A 26,088-nucleotide genomic window follows, 5' to 3' on the forward strand; every position below is an offset into this window, starting at 1 on the left:
ATCGTCGCCCTGGAGCGGATCACGGACAGGCCGTATCCCTCCTCCGCCTCGGCGGCGAGCCGCTCGATGCGCTCCTCACTGACGGGAACGCCTTTCGATGTGAATTGCGGCGCCCCCTTCACGACAGCGGCGTGCGGGCGTATGGACCCGATGTGCGCCCTGGAATGCCGAGAATCCGGGCGCTCACGGCGTGACGAGATCCAAGGTCGGGAAGTAGGTTCGATAGCGCGCCCCGTCCCTTGTCAGCAACGTGTAGTTCCGCACGGCCGCGTGCGCGCCGATGAAAAAGTCCGGCAGGGGAGATCTCCGCTCACCGCCACGCTTTCGATAGGCGAGGTGCGCCCTGCCGGCCAGAAACGCGGCTTCGTACGGAATGTCTTCGCGCTCGAAATCGTCGAACGGCAGCGCCGCGTCGACGGCCTCGATGCCCGGGAAACCAACCGACACCTCCGCGTAGATCACCGGGTTGATGACCACGCGTCCCCTGTCCCGCGCCCAGGCGACGGCTTGGTCCGACCAGTCGGCCCACTTCGGGTCATCGGTGGCGATGTCAAGAAGCACGCAGGAGTCGACCATGGCGACCCGATCGCCGACGACACGCAGGCTAGTCGCCACGCAGCAGCCCCATGATCTCGTCAGTGCTCATGGTCGTCGTCGCGGTCCCGCGAAGCCGCCGCGTCGCACGCTGTCCCCGAGTGGCGCTCGCCTCACGACGGACGATCTGCAGCGTGTTGCCGACTTCTATCACGTCGACCTCGTCACCTTCGTGCAGGCCGTACTTCTCGCGAATCTCGGCGGGGATGGTGACCTGTCCCTTGCTGTTCAACCGCATGGAGCTCACTCCAGACACGTATTACACCTACCACGTAACACTAAGCGGGGTCGGCGGAACGGAACAAGAAGCCGAAAGGGCCGGTGCGTCGGGAGACGCACCGGCCCTTCTGGGAGAACGCAGTTCAGACAGCGACGGCGACCTGGGCGACCTCGCCGAGCTTGGCCTCGACCGCGACGTCCTTGGTGACGCCGCCGCCCGCGATGATGCGGACCGTCCACTGGCCGGGAGCGGCGAAGAACCGGAAGATGCCCTCGTCGGAGACGACGACCTCGCCAGTGAACTCGCCGGAGTGGTCGAGCAGGCGGGCGTAGGCCGTACCGGCGCCGGAGACGACGCCCTGGATCACGGCCTGCGTCGACAGGTCGATGCCCGCCGGCAGCGCCACGGTCTGCTCCGGAGCAGCGCAACCCTGAGTGGTAGTCATCAGCGAGCCTCCCCAAGCTCCACAGGCACGCCCACGAGCGAGCCGTATTCGGTCCAGGAACCGTCGTAGTTCTTCACATTGGGCTGGTCGAGGAGCTCGTGCAGCACGAACCAGGTGTGCGCCGAACGCTCCCCGATGCGGCAGTAAGCGATGGTGTCCTTGCCGAATTCGACTCCCGCGGCGGCGTAGAGCTTCGTCAGCTCGTCGTCCGACTTGAAGGTGCCGTCGTCGTTGGCCGCCTTCGACCACGGGATGTTGCGGGCGGTGGGCACGTGGCCCGCGACCTGCGACTGCTCCTGCGGGAGGTGCGCCGGAGCGAGCAGCTTGCCGGTGAACTCGTCAGGGGAGCGCACGTCGACCAGGTTCTGCTTGCCGATCGCCGCCACGACCTCGTCGCGGAAGGCGCGGAGCGAGAGATCCTGCTCCTTGGCCGTGTAGGTGGTGGCCGGACGCTGTGGCACCTCGGTGACCAGCTCGCGGGAGTCGAGCTCCCACTTCTTGCGGCCACCGTCGAGCAGCTTGACGTTCTCGTGGCCGTACAGCTTGAAGTACCAGTACGCGTAGGACGCGAACCAGTTGTTGTTGCCGCCGTAAAGCACGACCGTGTCGTCGTTGGCGATGCCGCGGGACGACAGCAGGGCGTCGAAACCGGCCCGGTCGACGAAGTCGCGGCGGACGGGGTCCTGGAGGTCCTTCCTCCAGTCGATCTTCACGGCGCCACGGATGTGACCCTTGTCGTAGGCGCTGACGTCCTCGTCGACCTCGACGAGCACGACACCCGGCGTGTCGAGATTGGCCTCGACCCAGTCGGCATCCACCAGGACGGCGGAGCGGCTCATGTGGTTCTCCCAGGTTGTAGACGGCGGATGATCAAGTACATTTCGCAGCCCAGGCAGAAGCCGAAGGCGGCGTTGAGGAAGGCGGCCAGCAGTGCCGCTGCTGTCGCACCCAGAGCCAGGGGGGTGATCCCGGCGGTGAACCCGATCAGGCCGACAACCGCGAAGACGATGCCCACGCCCTGCGCGAACCGGAGCGGCGCCACGTCCTCCAACTCTCGCGGCGGCCCCAGCCTCGGACGCACGAACCTACGGAAGAGGTAGCCGTACGGAGAGAGGTTGAGAGCGCCGAGCACGAACACGATCGCCTGTAGAGCGAGGAGCCATGCGCTGCCCGTCACGAGGACGAGTGCGAGAACCAGAGTCGTGATCGCCGCGCCGAAACGCGGGCTTCGGGGATCGGCTTGCATCGTGAGATGCTCCTGAAGGATTCGGAATGCGGCTGGTCAGCCGCGCGGAATCACCCTCAGGCCATGCGACAGAGCGCGGTCGCGACGCGGCAGAAATCAACCGCGCGCCGCTTCGTCAGCAGCTCTGTCGTGGGAGTCATGGACTCGACAGTACCCGGCGTCTCGACATCTGTCACACAGTGTCCGACTGGTGAGACGACTTGTCCGAGCTCTGATCAACCGTGGCCGCCGCGCCGAGTGCCGCGATCACGTCGGCCTTCCTGGGCTGCCCGGATGCCCTTTTCACGATATTCCCTGAATCGTCGAGAATCAGCACGGTCGGCGTGCGCATGATGTCGAACCGTCGTACCAGGTCGAGGCGGCTCTCGGCGTCGATCTCGACGTGCCGGACTCCAGGCACCATCGCGGCGACCTCGTCCAGGATCCTGCGAGTGGCCCGGCACGGCTGGCAGAACGCGGTGGAGAACTGCACCAGCGTGGCGCGCTCCCCCAGCTCCGCGCCGATGTCCTCACCGGTCACGCCACTCGTCCCCTCGCTCGTCCTCGGGTCCGTACCCCGGCTCGTCAGGGTGCGCGACCGTACCCCAGACCGCACGGCGCGCAGCCTCCCGTCGCGGCGCCGCATGACGAGTCCGATGACCACGCCGGCGGCGAGCGTCGCGCACAGGACGACCATCCCTACCATCGGGATGGACAACCCTCACGCGGCACGGATCATTCCCCGTGCTTCAGCGGGACGGTGACGAGCGTGCGGCCGTTCGCGGTGGCCAGCTCGAAATGGCCGATGCTCTCGATCGCCAGCTCGGTCGACCCCTCGAAGGTGACCGAAGCCGCGCTGTACCCCTGGGCGGTGTTCGACCAGCTCGCCACTCCGGAGCGTGTGCCGTCCCGGCCGACGGCGGTGAGGCGGCACACCACGCCGGGGCGCAGGCCCGTGACGGTCGCCTGGACCTTGGTGCCGCCCTCACCCGCCGTGAGCTGCACCTGCATCTCGACGCTCCCGCTCCGCCCGGATTCCTCGACAGTGGAAATGTCCTGCTGCCTCAACATCTCGGCCGATCCGTCGGCCGCCCCAGAGGACTTCTCCGTTCTGGGTGCGACAGCCAAGCTGTCAGCGGCGCTCTCCTGCGCCTGCCCGGACGCGACGGAAGCACCCGCCGCGCTGTCCGTGGAGGGCTGCGCGGTGGCGATCCAGGTCGTCCCGCCCAGTGCGGCGACCACGACGGACGCGGCGAGCGCGAGCATGATCACCGTACGGCGCCTGCGCCGTACGGTCGCGGCGAGGAGGCGGTCGAGCACCTCGCGCGGCGGTTCGGTCGCGTGCTTGATGTCCTCCTCGGACACACGGGCGAGGAACGGCGGGAGCCCGGACAGCTCCGCCAGCTCGGCCAGGCAGTCGGGACACTCGTCCAGGTGCGCCTCGACCACGGCCGTCTCCTCGGCGTCGAGCGCGCCCAGGACGTACACGCCCAGCGAGATCCTGACGTCGTCGCAGGTCATGGCGCCAGCCCCCGTTCCTCCAGAGCCAGCTTCAGCGCCCGGAGTGCGTAGAAGGTGCGCGACTTGACCGTTCCCTGCGGGATGCCGAGGATCTCCGACGCCTCCTTCACCGATCTCCCCCGGTAGTACGTCTCCAGGAGCACCTCACGGTGCTCGGCCCTGAGCGAGGCCAGCGCCTCCGCGACGGCCCACGACTCGACGGCCTTCTCCAGCTCGTCGTCGGCGGGCAGCACGGCCAGCGCCTCGTCACCGGTCTCCTTCGGCCGCGACTTGCGCGCCCGGTGCTGGTCGACCACGAGATTACGTGCCACCGTGAACAGCCAGGCGCGCACCGGCCGTCCGGACAGGGCCGAGGGGTTCTTCCAGGCCCGGAGCAGCGTCTCCTGGACGACGTCCTCCGCGCGCCCGGGATCGCCTGTCAGCCGCAGCACGTATCCGTACAGGGGCCCGGCGTGGTCGTCGAAGAGCACGCGGACGAGTTCTTCGTCGGCGGTTCCGGCTGGGCTCACGTCCTCATGACGTAGCGACGGATCGTCGGGTTCAGTGGAGGGGGACATCGGTTGCCGAGCCGTCGACCGCGAGCCCCTCGGGCACCGACCTCACCTTTTTGATCTTGAGGTTGAGCGGCAGGTTCTTCAGGGGGACGTTGAATCCGATGAACTTCTCCACGTTCGGCACGGTGATGCCGTCGGCGATCTTGACATTGGTCGGGACGAGCCGGATGCCGCCCTGGACGGTCTCGATCTTCAGGTCGGCGGTGACGGGGATGTTCTGACCGAGCACGGTGACCTTGCCGGACACCCGCAGCTTGTCGCCGGCTCCGCCCTCGATCTTGACGCCGCGGGGCGCCAGCGCGTCGAGGGTCTCGCGGGAGATCACAATGGTGCCGGTCACCCGCTCGGCGCGGAGATCGGCCTTGGAGACGTCCTGGATCAGATCGGCCAGCGGGGCGGACACGCCGTAGAGCGTAGCGTCGATCTTCGAGATCGTGACGCCCTCACGGGTGAGCGAGCCGGTGGCGATGCTGATCTCCTCATAGCGCCCGGCGACCGCCTGGGTCAGAAAGGGGATGCCCTCGATGTGGACGGTGGGGGTCGAGGAGAGATCGTATTTCGCCTCAATCTGCCTGGCGATCTCTCGCTGCGCTCCCGCGACCGCCACCCGATCGAGGACGGCGAGCACGACGACAAGCAGGATCAAGAACACGACGAGCTTGCGCATCCGTCTTCCTCCGGGGGCATGCGGTCTGACGGGGGCACGCGGGTCGGCTCACCCTAGCGCCTCATCCCCCGGCAAAGGGCGGTAAAACTTCGACGACCGCGCCCTCGGGCAGATCGATCGCGTGTGGATCCCGCGTTCCCGCCGGCGCGCCGTTCACGAGGAAGGAACAGCGCCGCAGGACCTGCGCCAGATCCGGGTTGGCCGACATCCGCGCCAGCAGGTCTCCGAGCGTGGGCGCGTCGAACGGCTCCTCGTCCATCCCCGCCGCGGCCTTCGCGGCCGCCCAGTAACGGACCGTGCCCGTGGCCATGGTTCTCCTTTCCCGACCGCCCGCGATTTGTCCCGATTTAGCACACTTTTCGAGAGTCTAGTGATCACCCGCGCGTGACCGCGCGGTTACGCTGATTGTCCATGTGAAGAACTGTTTACACGCCCGACTCACATTGGACGCAATATTCCTGTGAGCTACCCTACGAAAGACGGGACCTGGGCGACGTTGCCCCCGGGTCCTTACGTGTTTGTACGGCTATAGCCGTGATGACGCGGAGGAGGCGAGCCTGTGAACGTGCACAGCGCGGTGCTCTCCCGGCGCCCCCTGCCGTTTCACTTGTGACGAGGAGGGCATGTGAGCGAGCGATCTCGACAATCCCGCGCCGCCGCGGGCGTGGCGAGGAGGCCGATGTGAGCAACCTGCTCCTGCTGACGAACGCGCTGGAACCCTCCGCTGAAATACTTCCGGCGCTCGGTCTTCTGTTGCACTCCATACGCGTGGCGCCCGCGGAGGCGTCCGCGCTGATCGACGCTGCTCCCGCCGACGCCGTCCTGGTCGACGCGCGACGCGAGCTCGTCCACGCCAAGAGCCTGTGCCGGCTGCTGCGCACCACCGGGCTGGCCTGCCCGCTGCTGGTCATCGTGACCGAGGGCGGTCTGGCCGCGATGACGGCCGAGTGGGGCATCGACGACGTGCTGCTGGACCGCGCCGGCCCGGCCGAGGTCGAAGCACGGCTGCGCATGGCGACCGGCCGGCTCTCGCTGGCCGCCGCCGAGGAGGTTCCGGACGAGATCCGCAGCGGCGATCTGGCGATCGACGAGGCGACCTACACCGCCCGGCTCCGCGGCAGCGCGCTCGATCTGACCTTCAAGGAGTTCGAGCTGCTCAAATACCTCGCGCAGCACCCGGGGCGGGTCTTCACCCGCGCCCAGTTGCTGCAGGAGGTGTGGGGGTACGACTATTTCGGCGGCACCCGCACCGTGGATGTCCACGTCCGGCGGCTCCGCGCCAAGCTCGGCGCCGAATACGAGTCGCTCATCGGAACGGTCCGGAACGTCGGCTACCGCTTCGTCCCCGACCGCGGAGGCGAGCACGCCGAGACCGGAGACCAGGAGCCCGCCCACCACTGATCCCGATCCGGCACCGATCCCGATCCGGGAGCCGATCCCGATCCGGGAGCCGGGCTCGATCCGGGAGCCGGGCTCGATCCGGGAGCCGGGCTCGTTCGCCGGCCTGCTTTCCGGCCCGTGGCCTGCCGTACGGGATGGGGGCGGAGGCCCGCCCCGGGCGGGACGGGCCTCACGAGGGTCGCCGCGATCAGCCGATCTTGGTGATCCGGGTCAGCGCGGGCGGCGCCAGCGGGGAGCTGGCCGTGAGGTAGGCCGTGAAGGCGTCGACGTCGAAGCCGCCGTCCCACGTCCACAGGTCGGTGCCCTTGGTGAACTCGGCGAAGGCGTCGCCGCCCGAGACCAGGAAGTTGTTGGCCGCGACGCGGACGGACTGGCCGTCGGTCACCGGCACCCCGCCGATCTTGAGGTCGGAGATCTTGGATCCCCATGGCGCGCCGGAGTTGTAGCTGTAGGTGAGGTTGGACGACGGCTGCAGGATCTTGGTGAACGCCTGGTTGTTCGGACCGCCCGTGAACTGCTGCTCCAGCACGGTCTTGAGCTGGGCGCCGGTAAGCGTGACGGCCTGCAGCAGGTTGTTGAACGGCTGCACCGCGAACGCCTCGCCGTACGTGACGACGCCGTCGCCCTCATTGGCCGGCGAGCTGGGGTAGGTGAGGAGGGCACGGACACCGCCCGGGTTCATCAGGGCGATGTCGGCGTTGCCGCCATCCTTCTTCGCCGCCGCGAGCTGGGCGTCCGCGATGACGTCACCGAGCGCGGTCTCACCGCTGCCACCCGCCGGAGCGACGTTGCTGATCTCCGCGGTGATCTTCCCGACGGGCGCGTTGGCCTTGGCGGAGACCTCGTCCTGCCAGTACGAGACGAGCTTCTCGATCTTCCGGTCGGCGTCGTACTTGGTGATGTCGAGGTCCTTGTTGAGCTCGCCGTTCACGGCGACGACCTTGTTGTCGGCGGTGACCGAGGAACGGATGACGTCCCCGGTCTTCCTGTCCACCTGGAAGTCGATCTGGGTGAGCACCCGGCCGAAGGAGGATCCCTGGGTGAAGTAGCGGGTGTTGCCCGCCGGGTCGGTCGTCGTGCAGATGTACGCCTGGTGCGAGTGGCCCATGACCACGAGGTCCACGTCGGCGCTGAGGTTGGTGGCGATCGTCTTACCCGCACCCGAGGTGACCGGGCAGGCGTCCGGGCTCTGGTTGGCGGCGACCGAGTCGCCCTCGTGGACCAGGGCCACCATCGCGTTGACGCCGTGCCTCTTCAGCCAGGCGGCCGCCCGGTTGCCGGCCTGGACCTCGTCCTGGAAGGTGAGGCCCGCGATGCCGGCCGGCGTCACGATGGACGGAGTGGTCTTGGTCACCAGACCGATGTAACCGATCTTGACGCCGTTCACCACACGGATCGCGATGGGCGGCAGCGGGGTCTTCCCGTCGTCGTCGACGACGTTGGCCGCGATGTAGTCGTACTTCGCGCCCTTCCACTTGCCCGCGGGAGAGCAGCCGTCGATGGGGTGGCAGCCGCCGTTCTGAATGCGGAGGAGCTCCTGCAGGCCCTCGTCGAACTCGTGGTTGCCGACGGAGGAGACGTTGAGCCCGAGCTCGCCGAGCACCTGCACGGTGGGCTCGTCGTGGTATGCCGCCGAGACCAGCGGCGACGCGCCGATCAGGTCGCCGGCCGCGACGACGTCGGTCTTGCCATGGATGTAGTTCTGCTTGATCGCGGTAGCGAGGTAGGCCGCGCCACCCGCCGACTGGACGGTCACGCCGGTCTCGTTGACGATGCGGCCGCTGGACCCGGTCGGGGTCTCCAGGTTGCCGTGGAAGTCGTTCACGGTGAGCAGCCGGATCGAGGCAGGCTGAGGCTTCTGAGGGGTGGCCGGCGACGCGGACGCGGGGTGCACGGCCATCGCCAGCCCCGTCGCCGCGGCGATGCCCGCCACCGCGAAACGGAGAAGGGAACGAGAGGTCATGGAACATGACACTAGGACCGCGACCTTTACATGAGATGGCGAAGAGACAACGATTCGCCCCGCGTGAAGATGGCGGCTTTTGCCACTGGACGGAACTGAGGTGTGCGACGTGAACGTACGTGTGGAGACCAGGAGAAGACTCGATGACCGACAGGTCGCCGACGTCATGGAACTGGTCCGTGAGGCCACCGAGGCCGACGGGGTGCGTCCGCTCAACGAGCACGTGATGTTGCAGGTCCGCCACGGCGGCGACCCGGAGGCGAGAGCCGTACTCGTCCACGAGGGCGGGACGCTCGCCGGGTTCGCGCACCTGGACCCCGCCGATCCGGTGGAGGGGACCGGCGGAGAGCTGGTGGTCCGCCCGGCGTTCCGCCGCCGCGGGCTCGGGCGGCGGCTGCTCGACGCGGTCCTGGCGGAGACGGGCGGGCGGGTCCGCCTCTGGGCGCACGGCGACCACCCCGGCGCGGCGGCGCTGGCCGCCTCCGCGGGGCTGACCCGCGCCAGGTCGCTGTGGCAGATGCGGCGCCCGCTGGACGCCCCGGTTCCCGCCGCGACCGTTCCCGACGGCGTACGGCTGCGCACGTTCGTCCCCGGCGAGGACGAGGAGGCGTGGCTCGCGCTCAACGCCCTGGCGTTCTCCACGCACCCCGAGCAGGGCGCGTGGACGCTTGCGGACCTTGAGCTCCGGAAGCGGGAGCCGTGGTTCGACCCGGACGGCTTCTTCCTCGCCGTACGGGACGACACCCTCGCCGGGTTCCACTGGACGAAGGTCCACGGCGGCGAGGGAGCCGGTGAGGGGCAGGACCGTGAGCCCGTCGGCGAGGTCTACGTGGTCGGCGTGGACCCCGCCGAGCAGGGCTCGGGGCTCGGCCGCGCCCTGACGCTGGCCGGAATCGACTACCTGCGCTCGCGCGGCCTCGCCCAGGTGATGCTGTACGTGGACGAGGAGAACAGGCCGGCGATCAGGCTGTACGAGTCACTCGGGTTCACCCGCTGGGACACGGATGTGATGTATCGCCGCTGAGGCTCCTACTCCAGGATCCAGTGCAGGCCGAGGTAGGACAGAGCGGCCACGATGGCGGCGGCGGGGATCGTGAGCACCCAGGCGGTCACGATGTTGCCCGCGATCCCCCACCGCACGGCCGACAGGCGCTTGGTCGCGCCCACGCCCATGATCGCGCTGGTGACGGTGTGCGTGGTCGAGATCGGCGCGCCGAAGCCGATGGCGGCGGTGTAGAGGACGGACGCCGCCGCCGCCTCGGCCGCGAAGCCGCGCGGCGGGTCCAGGTGGATGATCCGCCGACCCAGGGTTCGCATGATGCGCCAGCCGCCGGCGTACGTGCCGAGGGAGATGGCCGCGGCCGAGGCGGTGATGACCCACTCGGGGATCCCCGCGTCCGGCGAGACGTAGCCGCCCACCACGAGCGCCAGGAAGATGACGCCCATCGTCTTCTGCGCGTCCTGCAGGCCGTGACCGAGCGCCATGGCCGCCGCCGACACGGTCTGGGCGTACCGGAAGCCCCGGCTGGTCGACCTCGGGCTCGACTTGCGGAAGATCCAGAGGATGATGATCATGATGATGCCGCCCAGGAGGAACCCGACGACGGGCGACAACACCATGGGGATGACGACCTTCTGCACCACGCCGCTCCAATGCACGGTGGCGCTCGCGGCGATGGCGGAGCCGACCAGGCCGCCGATGAGGGCGTGGCTGCTCGACGAGGGCAGGCCGAAGTACCAGGTGATGAGGTTCCAGACGATCGCTCCGATGAGCGCCCCGCCCACGACTATCAAGCCGTGCGAGCCGTTCGGAGCGTCGATGATCCCTTTGCCCACCGTCTGGGCGACCGAGGTACCGAGGTGTGCGCCGATGAAGTTCATCACGGCGGCGAGGAGCAACGCGACACGCGGGGTCAGCGCCCGCGTGGACACGGAGGTCGCGATCGCGTTGGCGGCGTCATGGAAGCCGTTGGTGTAGTCGAACACCAGGGCGATAACGATGACGCCGATGACGAGTGCGAGCTCCACTTAGCTTTCCTTGACCGCGATCGACTCGATCGTGTTCGCCACATGCTCGAACGCGTCGGCGGCGAGCTCGAGCTGCTCGATGACCTCACGCATCTTCATGACCATGAGGGCCTCGTAGTCGCCGCTGAAGAGCTTGGCCAGGAGCCGCCGGTAGATCTGGTCGGCCTGGTTCTCCAGCCGGTTGATCTCGATCCAGTACTCGTTGAGGTTCTGCATCGAGCGCAGCCGCGGCATGGCGTCGGCGGTGAGCTCGGCGGCCCTCTCCAGTACCTCGACCTGACGCACGACCTCTTTGGGCAGGTGGTCGATCTGGTACAGGACGATGAGGTCGGCGGCGGCCTCCATGTAGTCCATGACGTCGTCGAGGTTCGAGGCGAGGCGATAGATGTCCTCACGATCGAACGGCGTAATGAAGCTCTCGTTGAGCCGCTTCATGATCGCGTGAGTGCGCTCGTCACCCGCGTGTTCGCAGGCCCGCATCTTGTCGGCCAGGGCCTCCCGGTCCGATCCGTCACTGATGATCTCTACCAGTAGCCGGGATGCGGTGACGAGGTTGTTCGCGGAGTCTGCGAACAAGTCGTAATAGCTGTCCTCACGGGGCGTGAGACGCAGGCGCACGTCATTCTCCAGAGGTGAGGTGCGGGGATGGTCCGCAGAGAAGAGTACGGGTAACCGGTTGAGATGCGAACTTAAGGGTATGCATGACCGCTTGTAACCATCTCTTCCCGTTATGGCTGCCCTGAGGTCAGGTGTTAACACCTGGGCGTTTGCGAGGCGAAGCGACGCTGTCGAGCCTGGTGAGGCTGGTGTTCAGATCTTCGAGCGGTGGAAGTTGAGGAACGACCGGCTCGGCGTCGGCCCGCGCTGCCCCTGGTAGCGGGAGCCGTACCTCCGCGAACCGTACGGGAACTCGGCCGGCGAGCTGAGCCGGAACATGCAGAGCTGGCCGATCTTCATGCCCGGCCAGAGCTTTATCGGCAAAGTGGCGACGTTCGACAACTCCAGGGTGACATGCCCGTCGAACCCCGGATCGATGAAGCCCGCCGTCGAGTGGGTGAGCAGGCCGAGCCTGCCCAGGCTCGACTTGCCCTCCAGCCTGGACGCGATGTCGTCGGGAAGACTGATCACCTCGTACGTGCTGGCCAGCACGAACTCGCCGGGATGCAGGATGAACGGCTCGTCGCCTTCCGGCTCGACCAGGCGGGTCAGGTCAGGCTGTTCCATGGCCGGGTCGATGTGCGGGTACCGATGGTTTTCGAACACACGGAAGAACCGGTCCAGCCGTACGTCCACGCTGGACGGCTGGATCATCTCCGGTTCGTACGGGTCGATCTTGACCCGTCCGGTCTCGATTTCGGCACGGATGTCACGGTCGGAAAGCAACACGCGTGCAAGGGTAACCGTCCCTACTCCGACCTAGTGGTGGGCATCGGCAGGAAGCAGCACAGCATTCCGGCGCCACACGGCTGACATGGGTGTTCATCTCCCCAGCGAGCCGTATGATCCCGACTCCGGTCAACGACGCGACACGGCCGGAACGTGAGACGTGACACGTTCGACCAGAGACTTCACCCGCGGCGCCCCGACCCATCGACAGCGGACCGCGGGACACCTCGGACAGCGCGCTCGGGGACCGCTCATAAAACGCACTGTGGAACACCTCGGACAGCACACCCAGGGACACATCGCTCAACCGGAGAATCCGGAGAACTTTCGCAACTTCTCGACCTCAACGGCGAGACCGGGCCGACTTTCCGCTAGAGTGATTGACGCGGTCGGCTCCTCGGAACGGCCGATGCGGGTGTAGTTCAATGGCAGAACATCAGCTTCCCAAGCTGACAGCGCGGGTTCGATTCCCGTCACCCGCTCCACGAGCGAAGGCCCAGGTCAGGGACACATTCCCGACTCGGGCCTTAGTTGTTTTCGGAGTCATTTCGATCTTCCGTGCCCGTTACGTGCCCGATCCGTCTGGATCTTGTTCGCTCAGAGCTTCTTCCGCGAGCTTCCCGAGCGCGTCGGCGATCGCCCGATCCCGCTCCATCGCGGTGTGCTGATAGATCAGTGCGGCCCGCGTGGTCGAGTGCCCCATGCGGTTCATCAGCTCCCGCAGGGTCGCCCCGGACTGCGACGCGAAGGTGTTCCCGGTGTGACGCAGATCATGGAAATGGAAGCCGCCGAGCTTCGCGTCCTTGAGCGCCCTATTCCACGTGCGAGTGAAGTTGGCTCGCCGGAGCTGGGCACCCTTCGGGCCGATGAACACCAGGCCCTCGTCACCCTTCTCCGCGTACGAGTTGAGATGAGCGGCGAGGTCAGGCAGCAGCAACTCCGGGACGGACACGATCCGCTTCCCCGCCTCCGACTTGGGCGGCCCGATGGTCACCGAGCCATCCTTGAGTTCGGTCGTGGTCCCGGTGACGCGGATCGTCCCGGCCACCGCATCGACGTTCTTCCTCTTCAGCGCGGCCAGCTCACCCCATCGCAGGCTCGCGAACGTGGCCAGAAGGATCAGCATCCGATACCGCGGATCGATCGCGTCAGCCAGGACGAAGACCTGCTTCATGGCCAGCACCGGCCGTTCCGGTGACTCCTCCTTACCCGCGCCCTTGATCGTGCAGGGGTTCGCCTTGATCAACCCGTCGCCGATCGCCGTATTGAAGATCGCCTTGAGGAGTCGGTACGCCTTGGCCACAGTGGCCGCGGCTATCTGCTTGATCTCCGCACGTGGAAGGTGGCCCCGGACGGCCATGTGCAGATGCGGCGCCAGGCGCTTTTGCGGTTCGACAGACGCGAAGTACTGGACATCGAACCCGGCCACGCGGCGGAGGTTCTGAACGAACCGGTCCACCAGCTTGGAGAAGTGCAGCGCGTCCCGAGCCGCCCGCGCGTAGCCATACGTGCCCGGATCGACAGGGGCACCGTTCTTCCTGACCCGCCCGTATGAGGGCAGGGTGAGCGTGATGAACATCGACGGCCGGAACGTCTTGCCGTTCGAGCCGGTGAAGGTCCGCCCGAGCGTCGAATAGCTCATGGTCCGCTTGTGGAGTCGAAACTAAGCTTCGGTCAACCCTCAACTGACGCACTTAATTCCGTTGTCCGCGCCCTTCGTGCAGAGTATGAAAGTATCGTCAGCAAGAGCGAGCCTACGCCGAACCGGGCTTTCACCAAAGCACAACGAAGAATTGGCGCGGGGGTTACTAGCTATACAGATGCATAGATTACATCTCGCGCCTCGCAAGAACGCCAGTTCGTTAGCGTCGGAGCGTCCTAAGTGGGATTATGAGACCGCTCCACCGATACTGCCGAATAGCGCTTATGAGGATCAAGGGCGGCGCTGCGCGCCGCCACGCGGCCCGCCCAGGCCGCACGCTGCGCGTGCGGCCTGGGGGCCGTTCTCGCGTGCGACGCGCGCGAGCCGCGACGGTCACGAATGTCTCTTGTACCTCCGACGAAGTTCCCGCGCCTCATGCCAGAAGACCTCGGCATCGACGTACATCGCCAGAGCTTGACGACCCTTCTGCGTGATCGCCCAAGGCCCACGCATCTTCGTCGCCCAGCCATTCTCGTTCCCGAGCGACCCCGTGGATACGTCGGTCACGCCCCACTCGACGCGATGGCTGTAGACATCCCGATCGCCGGAGGTCGGCTCCAACTCCGCCGGACGGGGTGGGTGGCGACGTCGCAGTTCCTTGATGACCACGTCCTTGTGGACGGCGTCGCTGTGCTCGCTGAGTATGACGAAGAGTTCACGCATGAGTGTCGCCATGCGCTCAGCTGGGATACTCGCAACCATTACCGGCTCCTCTATGGGAGATGCCTCGTGATCCAAGAGCAGACATGATCGCGCAATAGAGCGCCGGATGTCACGAGTGGCCAGATAGAGAATGCCTCCGGCGGGGGCGCTCCGGCTCCGGGATGATCGCGGCGCATCGCTGGCGGCCCGTAGGCGGCTGAGGTGGAACCTGATCATCCCGCCCGCCATCGACCCGGGACAAGCCGAGCAGACCAGGGCCACGGGTACCAGATCGTTCGTCCGGCGGGGCGCTCCATCTGGTACCCGTGGCCCTGGCCCGCTTCCCCTTCGGGCGGGTCGACGGCAGACGTTGCGACACGAAGTCGCTTGCGGCGAGTGAGCTCGCAGATTGGAGGGCCGACGTGATGTCGGTTGTGTAGCTCCCAGCTCGTGTTCATGGCTGGTCCCCGCCCTGACGTGCGTTGCGGGTAACTGCGGGGTGCGAAGCTCAGGGAAAAGCCGGAGCCTTCGCCGTTCCATCCGGCGAAGGCGGGCGAGGGGAAGACCGGACGGGTGAACAATCGTGAATCCCCGCTGATGCCTCGTCAGTCGAAGCCCCGAACGATGGGATGAACACCGGGGTACAGGGCCTGGCCGCAGAAGAGCGGCAAGCGGCGGCCGTCGACGTCTGGTCGGCCGTGGGAACACCGCTGGCCCCGGGGTACAGGGGACGCCCACCCCGGTCGTATCTCGTGCATGCGGAACGTGGAAACCCCGTCAGGGTCCGGCACACCGTGCGAAACGGGTGGCCGGTAAGCCGGAGGCGACGAAGGCCGAAGTCCCGGGCGGGAACAGGATGCCCAAGAAGCGAATGCCGGCGCGCCGAAAGGCGACAGGAAGCCTCAGGCCGTCATGATCGGCTCCCTTCAAGCCGATGGCCTGGCATAACTGGCCGGATACTCCGCCTGGGTGCGGGGACGCGAAAGCGTGCTGACGTGGGCAGGTGAGCCTTTGACGAGCAAGCTGCGTTAGCCCTGGAACCGAAGGACAAGTTAGGCGCCTCATGGTGAACGGACCGGAGGACCTTCCACGCGTGGACCTGGACGCGGTCGAGTGGGACCGTGTCGATTGGCGGGTCTGTGAGCGGGAGGTACGGCGGCTACGGCAGCGGATCTTCAAGGCGAGCAGGGAAGGTGACCTGGCCAAGGTCAGGAACCTGCAGAAGTTGATGTTGCGGAGCAGGTCGAACACGCTGCTGGCGGTTCGGCAGGTGACGCAGCGCAACACTGGGCGCACGACCGCCGGGATCGACGGGGAGGTCGCTTTGACCTCCCCGGCCAGGGCCGAGATGGCGGTGCGCGTGCACGCCAGCGCCCGGACCTGGCGGCCCGTCGCGGTCAAGCGCGTGCACATTCCCAAGACCGGGAGCAGGACCAAGCTGCGCCCGCTCGGCATCCCGGTGATCATGGACCGGTGCCATCAGGCACGGGTCCGGGCCGCGCTGGAGCCGGAGTGGGAAGCCCGGTTCGAGCCCAAATCGCATGGGTTTCGTCCGGGTCGCGGCTGCCAGGACGCGATCCAGTCGATCTACGTCACATGCCGGGGGCCGCTGGCCTCACGGGTATGGGCGCTGGACGCGGACTTGGCCGCGGCGTTCGACCGGATCGACCACGACCATCTTCTCACCGCGCTCGGATCGTTTCCCGCCCGGGCAATGATCCGAGACTGGCTGAAGGCGGGAGTGTTCGAGCCGGGCAAGGGCTTCGCGCCGACCGAGGAGGGGACCCCTCAAGGCGGTGTGATCAGCCCTTTGCTACTGAACGTCGCCCTGCACGGACTGGAGGAGGCCGCCGGGGTCGCTTACGTGACCTCAGGTGCTCATGCCGGGGAGACCACCAGGGGCTGCCCGGTGCTGATCAGGTACGCCGACGACATGGTGGCGCTGTGCTACAGCCAGCAGCAGGCCCAACAAATCAAGGCACGGCTGGCCGAGTGGCTGAAGCCCCGGGGGCTGGTCTTCAACGAGGACAAGACACGCATCGTGTCCCTCACCGAGGGCTTTGACTTCCTGGGTTTCAACATCCGCCGCTACGGCCTCAAGCTGCTGATCAAGCCGAGCACGGCGGCCATGAGACGAATCCGAAGAAGGCTCGCTGATGAGGTGCGCACCCTGCGCGGCTCGAACGCGGTGGCGCTCCTCGCCACGCTCAACCCGATCATCAGAGGGTGGGCGGCCTACTACCGGACAGGGGTATCGTCCCGGGCGTTCAGCTCGCTGGACGACCACATGTGGAGACTGCTCTACAAGTGGGTCACCTGGACTCACCCCGCAAAGCCGAAGCGCTGGATTGTTGATCGGTACTTCGGCCGACGCAACAAGTTCAGGAACGACCGCTGGGTGTTCGGCGACCCCGAAACCAACGCCGCAGTGATCAAATTCGCCTGGACCGGCATCGTCCGGCACGTCATGGTCAAGGGCGCGGCATCCCCCGACGACCCCGACCTGACCGACTACTGGGCCAGACGGCGCCAGAAGGTCAAACCCCCGCTCGACGGCTACACGCTCCGCCTGCTGACCAGGCAGGGCGGGCGCTGTGTCCTTTGCGGGGACCACCTGCTGACAGCTGACCAACCGCCGCAGTCCCCCCACCAGTGGGAACGCTGGTGGCTGCAGGTCGTCCGCAAGGCAATCGCCTCCGACTACCTCGTCCACCACGGCCGACCTGGCCCATCCGGCGATGACCACACCCGCCTCGTGCACGCCGCCTGCGCACGCGGGCTGCACGCCCGCCAACGCAACCCAGCACAGCACACCCGCTCGCCCTCGCGGCTTGCTTGAGCCGGATGCCCGGAAACGGGCACGTCCGGTTCTGAGGGGGCCGGGGCGCAGCAATGCGCTCCGGCTACCCGGCGGATGATCAGGCGAGCGGGTGCGCGCGTCGCGCGAGAAACACCAGGTCGCAGGCTGATCGTCGTGCCATTAGCGTGCCGTTAAGGGGAGTAACGAGGGGTCAACCACGGTCACTCACGACCGGCCCGACAGGCGCTGACCAGGGAACCCGTGGCAACTTAGCGATGATCGGTGCAATTCCCAAGCTGACAGCGCGGGTTCGATTCCCGTCACCCGCTCCACACACAAAGGCCCAGGTCAGAGGATGATTCCCGATCGGGCCTTGATCTTTTTCAGTGCCTCAGTGGCGAGCCTGCCGAGCGCGTCAGCGATGGCCCGGTCGCGCTCCATGGCGGTGTGCTGGTAGATGAGGTCGGTGAAGTTCGCCACTTCGCTACCGTGCCAGGCGTCGGTGAGGCCTGCGAGTTATCTCAGTCCAGCGCTGCCACGATCTCGGCCGTCGTGCAGACGGTAGCGATACGCGGGAAGATGTAGCCGAAGGCGAACTCATGGGCGTGCGCGTCGAGTGCCGTGACCGCGTCCTCGGGCAGGATCACCTTGAAGCCGAGCTCGTCGGCGAAACGCGCGGTCTGCTCGACGCCGAAGTTCGTGGCGATCCCGGTGATGATCAGGGTGTCGATGGTGTGCTTACGCAGCGCCTCCTCCAGCCCGGTGTTGTGGAATGCACCCCAGGTGCGCTTCACGATCTCCAGGTCGCCGAGTACCCCTTCCACCAGCTCGCTGCCCGGTGGCTGCTCTGCAACGCCTGGCCGCTCGGCCCGCACGGAGACGACGAGACCGCCCGCCTTTCGCACTGCGTCGGCCAGAGCGAGGGAACGGGCGACCACGGCAGGTCCGGAATGTGGTGACGTGGGCTGCTCAACGATGCGCGTCATCAGGTCGATAAGAAGCAATGCGGTGCGGCGGGGATCCAGTTTTTCCATGATCGGCATCGTAGCGATCCAAGTCTGCCTTCGACCCTGTGGACCTGGACCTGGACCTGGACCACGATCGCCATCGCTTGGTGGCGGGCCGGCGAGGCGGCAGCGTCGAGCTGAACGCGGCAGGCCGACGACTCGTGGGTGAGTGTCCAACTGGGTGACTTCCGGGGTGCCTAGTCTCGCCCTCCCCAGTTCCATTCCAGTTCCGTCCGAGGCCGTAAAACTCAGAAGTAAGACGTGAGACATTGAGAGCTGTATTGCCTGGTCAGAGCACCACTCGGTGTCATCGGCGCAGGTGGGGAAGTAGCAGGTGAGAGTTCGCGCTCTACTGCGGCAGCCGAGACGCCGGCGTGCCCGCTGCGTGCCCGTACGGTCGGCAAGCAGCGGGGAATCACGGGGACTCACGGTCACTCGACCGGCATACGCCCAGGTCAGTGGTCCGCAGCTCAGACCGCATGATGTTGAGAGACTTCCCAAGCTGACAGCGCGGGTTCGATTCCCGTCACCCGCTCCACGAGCAAAGGCCCAGGTCAGGGAGTAGATCCCCACCCGGGCCTTGATCATTGCTGGCACTTGTTCGATCTTCCGTGCAATTAGCGTGCAATTAGCCCACGGGGACGAGCGCACCCGCTGAGCCGTCCTCACCCTCGTCACTTGCGCGGCCGATGTGCTTGTCGATCGCGTCCGTGATCGCCTTATCCGCCCCGCGTACAGCGTGTTGATAGATCATGGCCGCCCTGACGTTGTCGTGCCCCAACCGGGCCATGAGGTCCTTGAGCCCCGCGCCGGACTCGGCCGCCAGCATGTTGCCGGTGTGACGAAGGTCATGAAAGTGAAGACCCGGCATCCCCATCTCGCGGACCACATCTACCCAACGTGTACGGGTGTTGAAGCCGCTCCGGCGCAGTGCGCCGCCCTTTGCGCCGGGGAAGAGGAGCGCGCCCGGTTCGTCGAGGACGTAAGTACTCAGGTGCTCACGCAGCGCGGGGATGATCGCCTGTGGGATGCCGATCACCCGCCGTCCCGCCTTGGATTTTGGAGGCCCGAGAACCAGCTCACCCGTAGACCGCTCGATGAAGGCCGCCCGAACGCGAACCGTCGCGGCCTCCAGATCGAGGTCACTACGGCGGAGCGCGCTCACCTCCCCCCACCGCAGACTCGCGAAGGTCGCCAGTAACACCAGGGCGCGGAACCGCCGATCCTGCGTGGAGTCGGCCCGGCCATCCATACCCATCTTCCACAGCGCCCGCTCGGCATCTACACGGCTGTGGAAAACCTCGGGATGGGTGCGCATCTCGCCATGCCGCTGGAAGCGCAGCCGATAGGCACCGTTCTTGACCTTGCGCACGTTGCCGACCGGGCGACGGCCCACGAGGTCGGCCAACTCGAAGACCTGGGGCACGGTGAGGACCGGACGCTCTTGCGTGTGCTCGTCACCGGCCCCGCGGATCCGGCACGGGTTGGCCGAGACGATCTGATCGTCCTCGACCGCAGTCATCAGCACCGCCCGCAGCAGCCGATACGCCTTCGCCGCCATCGACACCGAGACGCCATTGCCGAGCAGGTCGGCCCGCCACTGCCGAATCATCGCCGTAGACAGCTTGCCGAGCTGGACGCCGCCGACATACGGCGTGATGTGCTTCTTGAGCAGCCACGTATATAGGTCGACAGTGCGTGGACGCAGCCCCGGACGCTGGGAGATCCATGTCTCGGCGTAGTCCTTGAGTTTGATCTTGCCGCGATCCGGGTCCGTCCACTCCCCCGAGATCATCTTGGCCTCGATCAGCGTGAGCGCCCGTTCTGCATCGCCCTTGCGCTCGTACGTCTCGGAGCCCGTTCGCCTGCGCCCGTCCGGACCCAGGTAGCTCACCTGGTAACGCCCAGAGGGAAGCTGACGGATGTTGCCGAAACGGCGATGGTTTGGCTTGTTGCCTTTGGCCATCAGGCCGCCCTCCCTGAGACGTCGTGAGCCGTCAGGGGCGCGACGGTGCCCGCGACGACAAAGGCGATCAATGCTGACTCTGAGATCCGGACGTGGCGACCGACCTTGACGAACTCGATGCGCCGCTCCGCGATCAGGCGACGAACGAAGCGGACCGAGGTGTTCAACCGGTCGGCCGCTTCGGAGACGGTGAGCAGTGGATCCAAGGATGTCCCTCCCTTCAGGCCGCAGGCCGAGTTACTGAAAGATCTTGATCGGGTTGTCCGGATGCTCGGGCTTCGAGCTCCAGGAGCTGGTTGCGCCAGCGCTGGCGTTCGTGAACCGAGCGCAGGAGCCGGACGCCGATGGGGTCGAGGCCGGGATCACCGGGCTTGACCGGCCGCCAGACGTAGCGGTGCGGATCGACGGGTTCGTCGGGCAAGCCGAGGGCTTCCAGCACCCAGGTACGGCGGTCGTGCTTGTGCTCGGTCAGGGTCTTGTTCGACCACTTCCTAGAGACCAGGACCCGGCGTCCCGCGTAGCCGAGGTGTTCGGGCTTGTGCGCCTTGCCCCGACAGCGGCCCGGGATCATGCCCGGCTTGGCGCCCTTGGGCTGTACGCCGTAGCGGAGCCAGTTCGGGCAGGTCGGCGAGCACGGCTCGTAGCGAAGAGCCGCGCCGAGACGTTCGGCATGCAGCCGCTGAGTCTCGTCCTCCGGGTCGATCGCGTCCCCGATGGACTTGGTGGTAGCGAATGCAGGTGTCGGCGTCGGCGGTCCCGGCGAGGACGCCTTGAATGTCGAGCTGCGGGCCGAAGGTCAGCACGTGCAGGGGTTTGGCGTCGTCGTCCTGGTCGAGGTCGTTGAGGGCTTCGTCCCAGGTGGGCAGGACCTCACCCGTTGCGGGGTCGAGGTAGCCGACGCCGTCTTCCCAGACGGGCAGGTGCTCGCCCTCGAAGACGACTTGATCGACGGAGGGTCACCACACCTGGTGGTACGTAGCCGCCGCTATCTGCTTGATCTCCGCACGCGGCAGGTGGCCCCGGACCGCCATGTGCAGATGAGGCGTGAGGCGCCTCCGGCAGCTCGGGCCGCTCGCCGCACACCGCCGCCAGGCCGTTCCGCCTGCCGGCCCCAGCCACTACGCGACGGCTGCGGTGCCCTTCGGATCGGCGCTGGCCAGTCCGCTCCCGGTCAGGCAGGAAGCTCGCCGAGGAGCATCGCGTACATGTACATGTCCCGGCGCTCGGCCCCTACTTCCTGCCAGCTTCGCAGCAGCCCTTCACGCGTGAAACCGACTCGTTCGGCAGTCTTCCACGAGGCCACGTTCCATGGCTCCACATACAGTTCGAGACGGGGAATCTTCAACACCGACGAGCCCCAGAACGAGACCGCGCGTAAGGCTTCCACGGCAATGGCCTGCCCCCGAGCCGACTTGGCCACCCAATAGCCCAGGGACGCCCGCCCATGAGCAAGGGGCCACAGGCCAACCTGGCCTATCGCCCGACCGTCCACCGTTCGAGCAATCGCAAAGGAGTAGCCCTGCCGAGTCGTTGCCCGTGCCCATTGCCGCTCGATGAACGCGATCCCTTCCGCGTCAGAGTAGATCGAGGGCACGGTTGTGATCAACGGGATGAGTTCATCCGTCGCAGCCTCACGCACCAGATCAACATCATCTAATGTCCACGGGCGAAGGACAAGGTTGCTACCGGCAATCAACTCAGGAACGACAAGCGGCTCATGCATCCCTGCATGATGCCCCGGAGTCCATGGACGCCCCACACCGGTACCACCAACCCAGGCCTCCGGCGGGGGCACTCCGGCTCCGGGGTGATCGCCAAGGACCTGCTCATAGTGGCCGCGCCGTAGCTGGCTGAGGTAGGGGCCTGACCACCTCGCCCGCCATCGATCCGGGACAAGCCGAGCAGACCAAGGCCGCCGGGTCCAGGTCGTTCGTTCAGTTGAGCGCTCCACCTGGACCCGGTGGCCTTGGCCCGCTCCCCCTTCGGGCCGGCCGACGGCACACGGGGTGATCAGGCAGGCGCGAGGTCTGCGCAGGGTGCCCTCTCTTTTGCAGAATGTGACCGTGGAGATCACCAGAGCAACGTCCGATGTGATCACGGTCAACCTCGGGCCGGACGACGCTCTCGCCATCAACAACGCCCTCACCGAGATCTGCAACGGCGTCCACCTCGATGAGTGGGACTTCCAGACCCGCATGGGTGTCGATCGCGAGCAAGCCCGCAAGGTGCTGTCCATTAGCTCGTGATCAGCCCGCCAACCGCCGCCGAGCCATCATCCTCATCGCGTCCGATGATCTGACGCTCGATCGCATCCGTGATCGCCTTGTCCGCCCCGCGTACAGCGTGCTGATAGATCATGGCCGCACGTTGTCGTGCCCCATCCGGGCCACCAGGTCCTTGAGCCCCGCGCCAGACTCGGCCGCGAGCATGTTGCCGGTGTGACGAAGGTCACGGAAGTGGAGTCCCGGCATCCCCATCTCCTTGACCACATCCACCCAACGCGTACGCGTGTTGAAGCCGCTCCCCCGCAGCGCCCCGCCCTTCGTACCTGGGAACAGCAGCCGCGCCCGGCTCGCCCTGGACGTAGGTCGCGATGTGCTCCCTGAGCGCCTGGACGATGGGCTGTGGGAGGCCGACGACCCTCCGCCCCGCCTGGCACGGGTTGAGTGGGGATGATCTGGTCGTCCTCGGCCGCCGTCATTGCCTTGATCGCTTTCCTCGGCGAACCAGAAAGGACAGGCAACACGTCCCAGTGAAGTGCGATCTCTTCGGGTAGTTCTCGCCCTGCTCGCTGTCGTCACTCTCACCGGATGCGACCGCGAGGAAGACAGGGCCAAATTGGATCACGTCGTCACCGCTTCATGCCCGAAGGGGCCGGACCCGGACCTGCCAGCCGCACCACGCCAGCCGCTGCCCGACGGCTTCGTTCCGGTCCAGGTCATCCGCTGCCGTTGGGAGTCCCGCTATCTGCCCGGCAAGGGGCGCTGGGAAGTCATGATCCAGGAGCACGCCGACGGCCCCGCGACCGAGCTGATGACCGAGCTACGCCGCCCATCCGAAAAGTCGCTATTCGGTCAGGACTGCCTGGACATAGGCATCTTGGTCGATTACTTCGTCGTGGCGGACTCCTCCGGCAGGGCCGTGCTACCCGACGTACCGACCGGTGTATGCGGAGGACCGTTCTCTTCTACTCTGGCCGCCATTCGCAGCCTGCCGTACCACGTCGATGAACAGGTACCTATTCGGAGGGTCGAGAGCGAAAAGGCCTTCCGGGCCGGCTGTGGCGACGAATACTCCGACATTCTCCGCCGCAGGGGACGGCCAGGAGTGGCCCACCAAGTCTGGAATCCCCCACTGCAGGGCCTACGGGTATGCGTCTTCCGCATCACGAAGAAGACCCCGAGCACGGTCGAGCCCGGGCCCATGGCCACGGGCAGGCTCGAATCTTCACGCATACTCAAGGGCACCAAACTGCGCACCCTGCTCAACGCCCTGGACGCCGCGCCGGCAAGCGACTGCCCGAGCAACCACACCCGGTTCGCAGTACTGAACCCCGGCCACTACCGGCAGGCATATGTCGAGCTCGACGGGTGCCACAACCTCCTGCGCCCCGATGGAACCCTCGGCCAGCTCGCCCCTGATGCCGTAGCACTCCTCACCAAGTGAGACGACTTGCCAGACACCCCCAATCGCATCGAAAACACATTTCGCTGCACTGCCGATTTGTTCTCATAGGGATCAAGCGGCGGCGCTCCGCGCCGCCTCGCGGCCCTACGTCCGCTCGCCGGCCGGGCGTGCGGCCTGGGGGCCGGTCCCGGCCGCCGGCAGCTCGGGCCGCCAGCCGGCCACGTCCTGGAACCGATCAAGTAGCTCTCAGGAAAGGCCCGTCGGGGGACCTTTCAGTTTGATCACCGCGAGGACGCCCGCGGAGCCCGCAGCAATCCCCAAGGCGATCGACAGACCGGACGCCAATGAGTAGTACTTCAGCCACCCGGCGCTCCATGCATAGAAGGGCATCATGATCGCGTAGTAGGCGACGGCTGCGGTGGCTGCACCGATCGCCCACACGCGAAGCCGTGTACCACCCCGCACAGCACTCACGATCACGCCGTACGCACCGATGGGCACGAGCACGCTGGCAAAGAGCACGGCAAACGGGTTGAACAGGATCGGCGTATTCAACCCCGAATAGAACAACCAGACTCCCACCCACAGACTCAGTGCGGGCACGGCGAAGCCAAGCCTTCGCACACCGCATCCGAGCGCCACCAGTCCCGCCGCAAGGCCCGCCAGGAGCGCCGTCATGGGGACAGAGTCCTCGTATCTCCCCGGTTCTGTCAGTAACACCGCCCTCGATGAGTCGAACCCCTTTTCCGCCCAGCCCAGCCGGTGCCAGATCCCGGAGATGTCCCGCAGGGCAATCCCGTCCGCGCCGTTAGCGACGACCACGACATATCCGCCGGAGAGCTTCTGGATCGCGATCCCCAAAGACGCGACGACCTCGGCGTCCTCGGGGAGCTTAGGCGCGTAAACTCTCGCCAGCCGGTCTTGGCCGCTGGGAGGGATTTCCCAGGCGGTCACCCACTGGCCATTCCTAAGCTCCTCAACTTTGAGCCTGGTGGGGACGATCCGGTAACAGCGGTCTGGCTGGTCGGGCACGCAGGCCGATGTCCTCGGAAGGGGCGGCATCGGGGCGTCCCAGCTCACCCACGAATTTCCGCCGTCGCTGGAAGCGAAGCCCGTCCTTGGAGGCCCCATTGACCAGCCCCCGCGGGTGGCCACGACAATCATGCCGTCCGCCACGTCGACCGCATAGGCGCTGTACGGCCTGAAGACTTCCGTTTGGCCGGTCGCCGCCACGGCCAGCACGGTGACGGGAATCACGATCGCGGCCCGTGCCAGCCGTGCGGCTCGCGCGGCGGGGTGGTTCCAGGTCCACCAGGCGGCGTACAGGGCAGGGAGGGCCATGAGATCGGTGGGGTCGGCCAGGACCTGGGAGGGACCCCAGGCAAGGGTCCAGGCTTCCGAGGCAAGGGCGGCGCCGATGGAGGTGGTCTTAACGAGAGTGAAAGCCGCGCCGGTGAGCAAGACGGATACGCGGGGGCGGCGGATGAACAGGTTAAGCAGAGGCGGGGCGACGATGAGCCCTGCGACATCGCTGAGCTTGCCGGTGACCAGCCCCGGCCACAGCGACTTGAAAAGATGGTCGTTGAGTAGCAGAAGTACCGTAGCGATGACGGTCAGGGGGTGACCGATCCAGGCCAGGGCTGAATTCCTCATTCCTGGAGAGATGAGGCGAAGGTTCGCCCTGCTCCGCATTCTTATCGACACGTCATCAAGGTAACGGATCGGGCTGCGGAAAATATACGGCATATCTCCGCTGCCAATCGTCGCCTGACTCCTGATTCAGCCTCTCAATGGCCATCTCACACCGGGTAAGGATCTGCATTTCTAATCCGATGGCCCTTTGTCCTCCTCGCTGCTCAAGTGTCCCGGCCGTGCCCGCCGAGTCAAGGGCGCCTGCGGCGTCGCTTCGCGATCAGCTTCGCTGACCCTTGACCTGGCGGTCCCATCCTGGGAGTCGGCAGCTACGAGGATGACGGGGGCGGATCAGGGGCCGAGCCACGCGCATTGCGTACCGCCGCAGGTCGTGCGCCTGATCGTCGGGCCATTAACCGGGGTGACGAGGGGGCAACTAGGGTCACTCCTGACCGGCCCCACGCCCAGGTCAGCGCCCCTAACGGCCGTGATCCATGCGATTCCCAAGCTGACAGCGCGGACTCACTTGCGGTCCGACTAGTAGTACTTCGTTAGATCGATGATCACTTAACGTGATCATTTTGATGAGTTACTTCGGGATCATGCTGTCGTGACACCTGACGAGATGGCGCTGGTACGCCCGCGGCTTGAGAAGTTTGCAGATCAGATGCTGCGGAGGGTGCTTCGTCGCCGTGATCAGCTGGCTAC

Annotated in this window: 30 protein-coding genes, 1 tRNA gene and 1 pseudogene; 6 read left to right on the forward strand and 26 right to left on the reverse strand. The window is 66.5% G+C overall.

Going from position 1 to position 26,088, the window contains the following annotated elements; translation table 11 throughout:
• Nucleotides 1–183: 183 nt before the first annotated feature.
• From QSK17_RS02590 to QSK17_RS02635, 11 genes are all read right to left on the reverse strand, one after another.
• Nucleotides 184–615 carry a type II toxin-antitoxin system VapC family toxin gene (locus tag QSK17_RS02590; RefSeq protein ID WP_285702701.1) on the reverse strand — a complete coding sequence of 144 codons (432 nt, stop codon included), beginning with the start codon at nt 613–615 and terminating at the stop codon, nt 184–186.
• Entirely contained in the window at nt 605–832 is a 228-nt protein-coding gene (locus QSK17_RS02595) for an AbrB/MazE/SpoVT family DNA-binding domain-containing protein (RefSeq protein WP_066933939.1), read from the reverse strand. The genes QSK17_RS02590 and QSK17_RS02595 overlap by 11 nt, the downstream gene beginning before the upstream one ends.
• Before the next feature lie 124 nt (nt 833–956).
• Nucleotides 957–1,259: a DUF1416 domain-containing protein gene (locus QSK17_RS02600; protein WP_285702702.1), complete on the reverse strand. Its 303-nt coding sequence runs from the start codon at nt 1,257–1,259 to the stop codon at nt 957–959.
• A complete protein-coding gene (locus QSK17_RS02605; protein ID WP_285702703.1) occupies nt 1,259–2,098 on the reverse strand; it encodes a sulfurtransferase in 840 nt (279 codons plus the stop codon). The genes QSK17_RS02600 and QSK17_RS02605 overlap by 1 nt, the downstream gene beginning before the upstream one ends.
• Nucleotides 2,095–2,505, reverse strand: coding sequence for a DUF4395 domain-containing protein (locus QSK17_RS02610; protein ID WP_285702704.1), 411 nt, complete (start codon nt 2,503–2,505; stop codon nt 2,095–2,097). Before QSK17_RS02610 ends, QSK17_RS02605 begins: the two co-directional genes overlap by 4 nt.
• A 56-nt stretch (nt 2,506–2,561) precedes the next feature.
• Nucleotides 2,562–2,645 (reverse strand): putative leader peptide, encoded by an 84-nt coding sequence (locus QSK17_RS36030; protein WP_352231756.1) that lies wholly within the window; start codon nt 2,643–2,645, stop codon nt 2,562–2,564.
• 32 nt (nt 2,646–2,677) lie between these two features.
• Nucleotides 2,678–3,025: a thioredoxin family protein gene (locus QSK17_RS02615; protein WP_285702744.1), complete on the reverse strand. Its 348-nt coding sequence runs from the start codon at nt 3,023–3,025 to the stop codon at nt 2,678–2,680.
• Nucleotides 3,026–3,219: 194 nt separating this feature from the next.
• Nucleotides 3,220–4,005 (reverse strand): anti-sigma factor family protein, encoded by a 786-nt coding sequence (locus tag QSK17_RS02620; RefSeq protein ID WP_285702705.1) that lies wholly within the window; start codon nt 4,003–4,005, stop codon nt 3,220–3,222.
• Nucleotides 4,002–4,514, reverse strand: a complete 513-nt coding sequence (locus QSK17_RS02625; RefSeq protein WP_285702706.1) for a sigma-70 family RNA polymerase sigma factor — start codon at nt 4,512–4,514, stop codon at nt 4,002–4,004. Before QSK17_RS02625 ends, QSK17_RS02620 begins: the two co-directional genes overlap by 4 nt.
• Before the next feature lie 31 nt (nt 4,515–4,545).
• On the reverse strand, nt 4,546–5,226 hold the full coding sequence (locus QSK17_RS02630) for an LmeA family phospholipid-binding protein (protein ID WP_285702707.1): 681 nt from the start codon (nt 5,224–5,226) through the stop codon (nt 4,546–4,548).
• A gap of 61 nt (nt 5,227–5,287) precedes the next feature.
• Complete coding sequence (locus QSK17_RS02635; RefSeq protein WP_285702708.1) at nt 5,288–5,536, reverse strand: MoaD/ThiS family protein; 249 nt, start codon at nt 5,534–5,536, stop codon at nt 5,288–5,290.
• A gap of 371 nt (nt 5,537–5,907) precedes the next feature.
• On the opposite strand from QSK17_RS02635, the gene QSK17_RS02640 reads away from it, so the two are divergent.
• On the forward strand, nt 5,908–6,627 hold the full coding sequence (locus QSK17_RS02640) for a winged helix-turn-helix transcriptional regulator (RefSeq protein ID WP_285702709.1): 720 nt from the start codon (nt 5,908–5,910) through the stop codon (nt 6,625–6,627).
• A 187-nt stretch (nt 6,628–6,814) separates the two neighbouring features.
• Here QSK17_RS02640 and QSK17_RS02645 read toward each other — a convergent pair whose 3' ends face one another.
• Nucleotides 6,815–8,590 (reverse strand): bifunctional metallophosphatase/5'-nucleotidase, encoded by a 1,776-nt coding sequence (locus tag QSK17_RS02645; RefSeq protein WP_285702710.1) that lies wholly within the window; start codon nt 8,588–8,590, stop codon nt 6,815–6,817.
• Between the two features lie 109 nt (nt 8,591–8,699).
• On the opposite strand from QSK17_RS02645, the gene mshD reads away from it, so the two are divergent.
• Nucleotides 8,700–9,614 (forward strand): mycothiol synthase, encoded by a 915-nt coding sequence (gene mshD / locus QSK17_RS02650; RefSeq protein ID WP_285702711.1) that lies wholly within the window; start codon nt 8,700–8,702, stop codon nt 9,612–9,614.
• Nucleotides 9,615–9,619: 5 nt separating this feature from the next.
• On the opposite strand, the gene QSK17_RS02655 is transcribed toward mshD, so the two are convergent.
• From QSK17_RS02655 to dcd, 3 genes are all read right to left on the reverse strand, one after another.
• A complete protein-coding gene (locus QSK17_RS02655; RefSeq protein ID WP_285702712.1) occupies nt 9,620–10,618 on the reverse strand; it encodes an inorganic phosphate transporter in 999 nt (332 codons plus the stop codon).
• Complete coding sequence (locus QSK17_RS02660) at nt 10,619–11,236, reverse strand: DUF47 domain-containing protein (RefSeq protein ID WP_285702713.1); 618 nt, start codon at nt 11,234–11,236, stop codon at nt 10,619–10,621.
• A 192-nt stretch (nt 11,237–11,428) separates the two neighbouring features.
• On the reverse strand, nt 11,429–12,004 hold the full coding sequence (gene dcd / locus QSK17_RS02665) for a dCTP deaminase (protein ID WP_285702714.1): 576 nt from the start codon (nt 12,002–12,004) through the stop codon (nt 11,429–11,431).
• A gap of 411 nt (nt 12,005–12,415) precedes the next feature.
• Here dcd and QSK17_RS02670 point away from each other — a divergent pair.
• Nucleotides 12,416–12,489 (forward strand) — tRNA-Gly (locus QSK17_RS02670).
• 80 nt (nt 12,490–12,569) lie between these two features.
• Here the strand turns inward: QSK17_RS02670 and QSK17_RS02675 are convergent.
• The 3 genes and pseudogenes from QSK17_RS02675 to QSK17_RS02685 form a co-directional block, all read right to left on the reverse strand.
• Complete coding sequence (locus tag QSK17_RS02675; protein WP_285702745.1) at nt 12,570–13,178, reverse strand: tyrosine-type recombinase/integrase; 609 nt, start codon at nt 13,176–13,178, stop codon at nt 12,570–12,572.
• A 96-nt stretch (nt 13,179–13,274) separates the two neighbouring features.
• A pseudogene (locus QSK17_RS02680) lies at nt 13,275–13,661 on the reverse strand (replication initiator); the annotation flags it as partial.
• Nucleotides 13,662–14,039: 378 nt separating this feature from the next.
• On the reverse strand, nt 14,040–14,444 hold the full coding sequence (locus QSK17_RS02685) for a hypothetical protein (RefSeq protein ID WP_285702715.1): 405 nt from the start codon (nt 14,442–14,444) through the stop codon (nt 14,040–14,042).
• A 967-nt stretch (nt 14,445–15,411) separates the two neighbouring features.
• Between QSK17_RS02685 and QSK17_RS02690 the strand changes: the two genes are divergently transcribed.
• Entirely contained in the window at nt 15,412–17,187 is a 1,776-nt protein-coding gene (locus QSK17_RS02690; RefSeq protein ID WP_285702716.1) for a reverse transcriptase domain-containing protein, read from the forward strand.
• Between the two features lie 309 nt (nt 17,188–17,496).
• On the opposite strand, the gene QSK17_RS02695 is transcribed toward QSK17_RS02690, so the two are convergent.
• The 6 genes from QSK17_RS02695 to QSK17_RS02720 form a co-directional block, all read right to left on the reverse strand.
• On the reverse strand, nt 17,497–17,628 hold the full coding sequence (locus tag QSK17_RS02695) for a hypothetical protein (RefSeq protein ID WP_285702717.1): 132 nt from the start codon (nt 17,626–17,628) through the stop codon (nt 17,497–17,499).
• 41 nt (nt 17,629–17,669) lie between these two features.
• Entirely contained in the window at nt 17,670–18,191 is a 522-nt protein-coding gene (locus tag QSK17_RS02700; protein WP_285702718.1) for an isochorismatase family protein, read from the reverse strand.
• Nucleotides 18,192–18,783: 592 nt separating this feature from the next.
• A complete protein-coding gene (locus tag QSK17_RS02705; RefSeq protein ID WP_285702719.1) occupies nt 18,784–20,121 on the reverse strand; it encodes a tyrosine-type recombinase/integrase in 1,338 nt (445 codons plus the stop codon).
• Complete coding sequence (locus QSK17_RS02710; RefSeq protein ID WP_285702720.1) at nt 20,121–20,327, reverse strand: helix-turn-helix domain-containing protein; 207 nt, start codon at nt 20,325–20,327, stop codon at nt 20,121–20,123. Before QSK17_RS02710 ends, QSK17_RS02705 begins: the two co-directional genes overlap by 1 nt.
• Before the next feature lie 14 nt (nt 20,328–20,341).
• The gene (locus tag QSK17_RS36035) at nt 20,342–20,836 is read right to left on the reverse strand and encodes a replication initiator (RefSeq protein WP_352231757.1); all 495 of its coding nucleotides are present in this window, start codon (nt 20,834–20,836) and stop codon (nt 20,342–20,344) included.
• A 456-nt stretch (nt 20,837–21,292) separates the two neighbouring features.
• Nucleotides 21,293–21,844, reverse strand: a complete 552-nt coding sequence (locus QSK17_RS02720; protein ID WP_285702721.1) for a GNAT family N-acetyltransferase — start codon at nt 21,842–21,844, stop codon at nt 21,293–21,295.
• 340 nt (nt 21,845–22,184) lie between these two features.
• Here QSK17_RS02720 and QSK17_RS02725 point away from each other — a divergent pair, with 340 nt between their 5' ends.
• Complete coding sequence (locus QSK17_RS02725) at nt 22,185–22,367, forward strand: hypothetical protein (RefSeq protein WP_285702722.1); 183 nt, start codon at nt 22,185–22,187, stop codon at nt 22,365–22,367.
• Here the strand turns inward: QSK17_RS02725 and QSK17_RS02730 are convergent.
• Nucleotides 22,357–22,479, reverse strand: coding sequence for a hypothetical protein (locus QSK17_RS02730; protein WP_285702723.1), 123 nt, complete (start codon nt 22,477–22,479; stop codon nt 22,357–22,359). The genes QSK17_RS02725 and QSK17_RS02730 overlap by 11 nt on opposite strands.
• A 480-nt stretch (nt 22,480–22,959) precedes the next feature.
• Here QSK17_RS02730 and QSK17_RS02735 point away from each other — a divergent pair, with 480 nt between their 5' ends.
• Entirely contained in the window at nt 22,960–23,787 is an 828-nt protein-coding gene (locus QSK17_RS02735; RefSeq protein WP_285702724.1) for a hypothetical protein, read from the forward strand.
• Nucleotides 23,788–23,994: 207 nt separating this feature from the next.
• Here the strand turns inward: QSK17_RS02735 and QSK17_RS02740 are convergent, their stop codons facing one another.
• On the reverse strand, nt 23,995–25,401 hold the full coding sequence (locus QSK17_RS02740; protein WP_285702725.1) for a hypothetical protein: 1,407 nt from the start codon (nt 25,399–25,401) through the stop codon (nt 23,995–23,997).
• Between the last annotated feature and the right edge of the window lie 687 nt (nt 25,402–26,088).

The sequence above is a fragment of the Microtetraspora sp. NBRC 16547 genome, from assembly GCF_030268965.1.
Lineage (GTDB): Bacteria > Actinomycetota > Actinomycetes > Streptosporangiales > Streptosporangiaceae > Microtetraspora.

Bases quoted from the DNA above. Each gene is read 5' to 3' on its own strand.
- QSK17_RS02595 (WP_066933939.1), bottom strand. From the start codon at position 832: ATGCGGTTGAACAGCAAGGGACAGGTCACCATCCCCGCCGAGATTCGC.
- QSK17_RS02730 (WP_285702723.1), bottom strand. From the start codon at position 22,479: ATGATCTATCAGCACGCTGTACGCGGGGCGGACAAGGCGATCACGGAT.
- QSK17_RS02605 (WP_285702703.1), bottom strand. From the start codon at position 2,098: ATGAGCCGCTCCGCCGTCCTGGTGGATGCCGACTGGGTCGAGGCCAAT.
- QSK17_RS02630 (WP_285702707.1), bottom strand. From the start codon at position 5,226: ATGCGCAAGCTCGTCGTGTTCTTGATCCTGCTTGTCGTCGTGCTCGCC.
- QSK17_RS02700 (WP_285702718.1), bottom strand. From the start codon at position 18,191: ATGCCGATCATGGAAAAACTGGATCCCCGCCGCACCGCATTGCTTCTT.
- QSK17_RS02705 (WP_285702719.1), bottom strand. From the start codon at position 20,121: ATGGCCAAAGGCAACAAGCCAAACCATCGCCGTTTCGGCAACATCCGT.
- QSK17_RS02600 (WP_285702702.1), bottom strand. From the start codon at position 1,259: ATGACTACCACTCAGGGTTGCGCTGCTCCGGAGCAGACCGTGGCGCTG.
- QSK17_RS02740 (WP_285702725.1), bottom strand. From the start codon at position 25,401: ATGAGGAATTCAGCCCTGGCCTGGATCGGTCACCCCCTGACCGTCATC.
- QSK17_RS02620 (WP_285702705.1), bottom strand. From the start codon at position 4,005: ATGACCTGCGACGACGTCAGGATCTCGCTGGGCGTGTACGTCCTGGGC.
- QSK17_RS02675 (WP_285702745.1), bottom strand. From the start codon at position 13,178: ATGAAGCAGGTCTTCGTCCTGGCTGACGCGATCGATCCGCGGTATCGG.
- QSK17_RS02610 (WP_285702704.1), bottom strand. From the start codon at position 2,505: ATGCAAGCCGATCCCCGAAGCCCGCGTTTCGGCGCGGCGATCACGACT.
- QSK17_RS02690 (WP_285702716.1), top strand. From the start codon at position 15,412: ATGGTGAACGGACCGGAGGACCTTCCACGCGTGGACCTGGACGCGGTC.
- QSK17_RS02720 (WP_285702721.1), bottom strand. From the start codon at position 21,844: ATGCATGAGCCGCTTGTCGTTCCTGAGTTGATTGCCGGTAGCAACCTT.
- QSK17_RS02645 (WP_285702710.1), bottom strand. From the start codon at position 8,590: ATGACCTCTCGTTCCCTTCTCCGTTTCGCGGTGGCGGGCATCGCCGCG.
- QSK17_RS36030 (WP_352231756.1), bottom strand. From the start codon at position 2,645: ATGACTCCCACGACAGAGCTGCTGACGAAGCGGCGCGCGGTTGATTTC.
- QSK17_RS02635 (WP_285702708.1), bottom strand. From the start codon at position 5,536: ATGGCCACGGGCACGGTCCGTTACTGGGCGGCCGCGAAGGCCGCGGCG.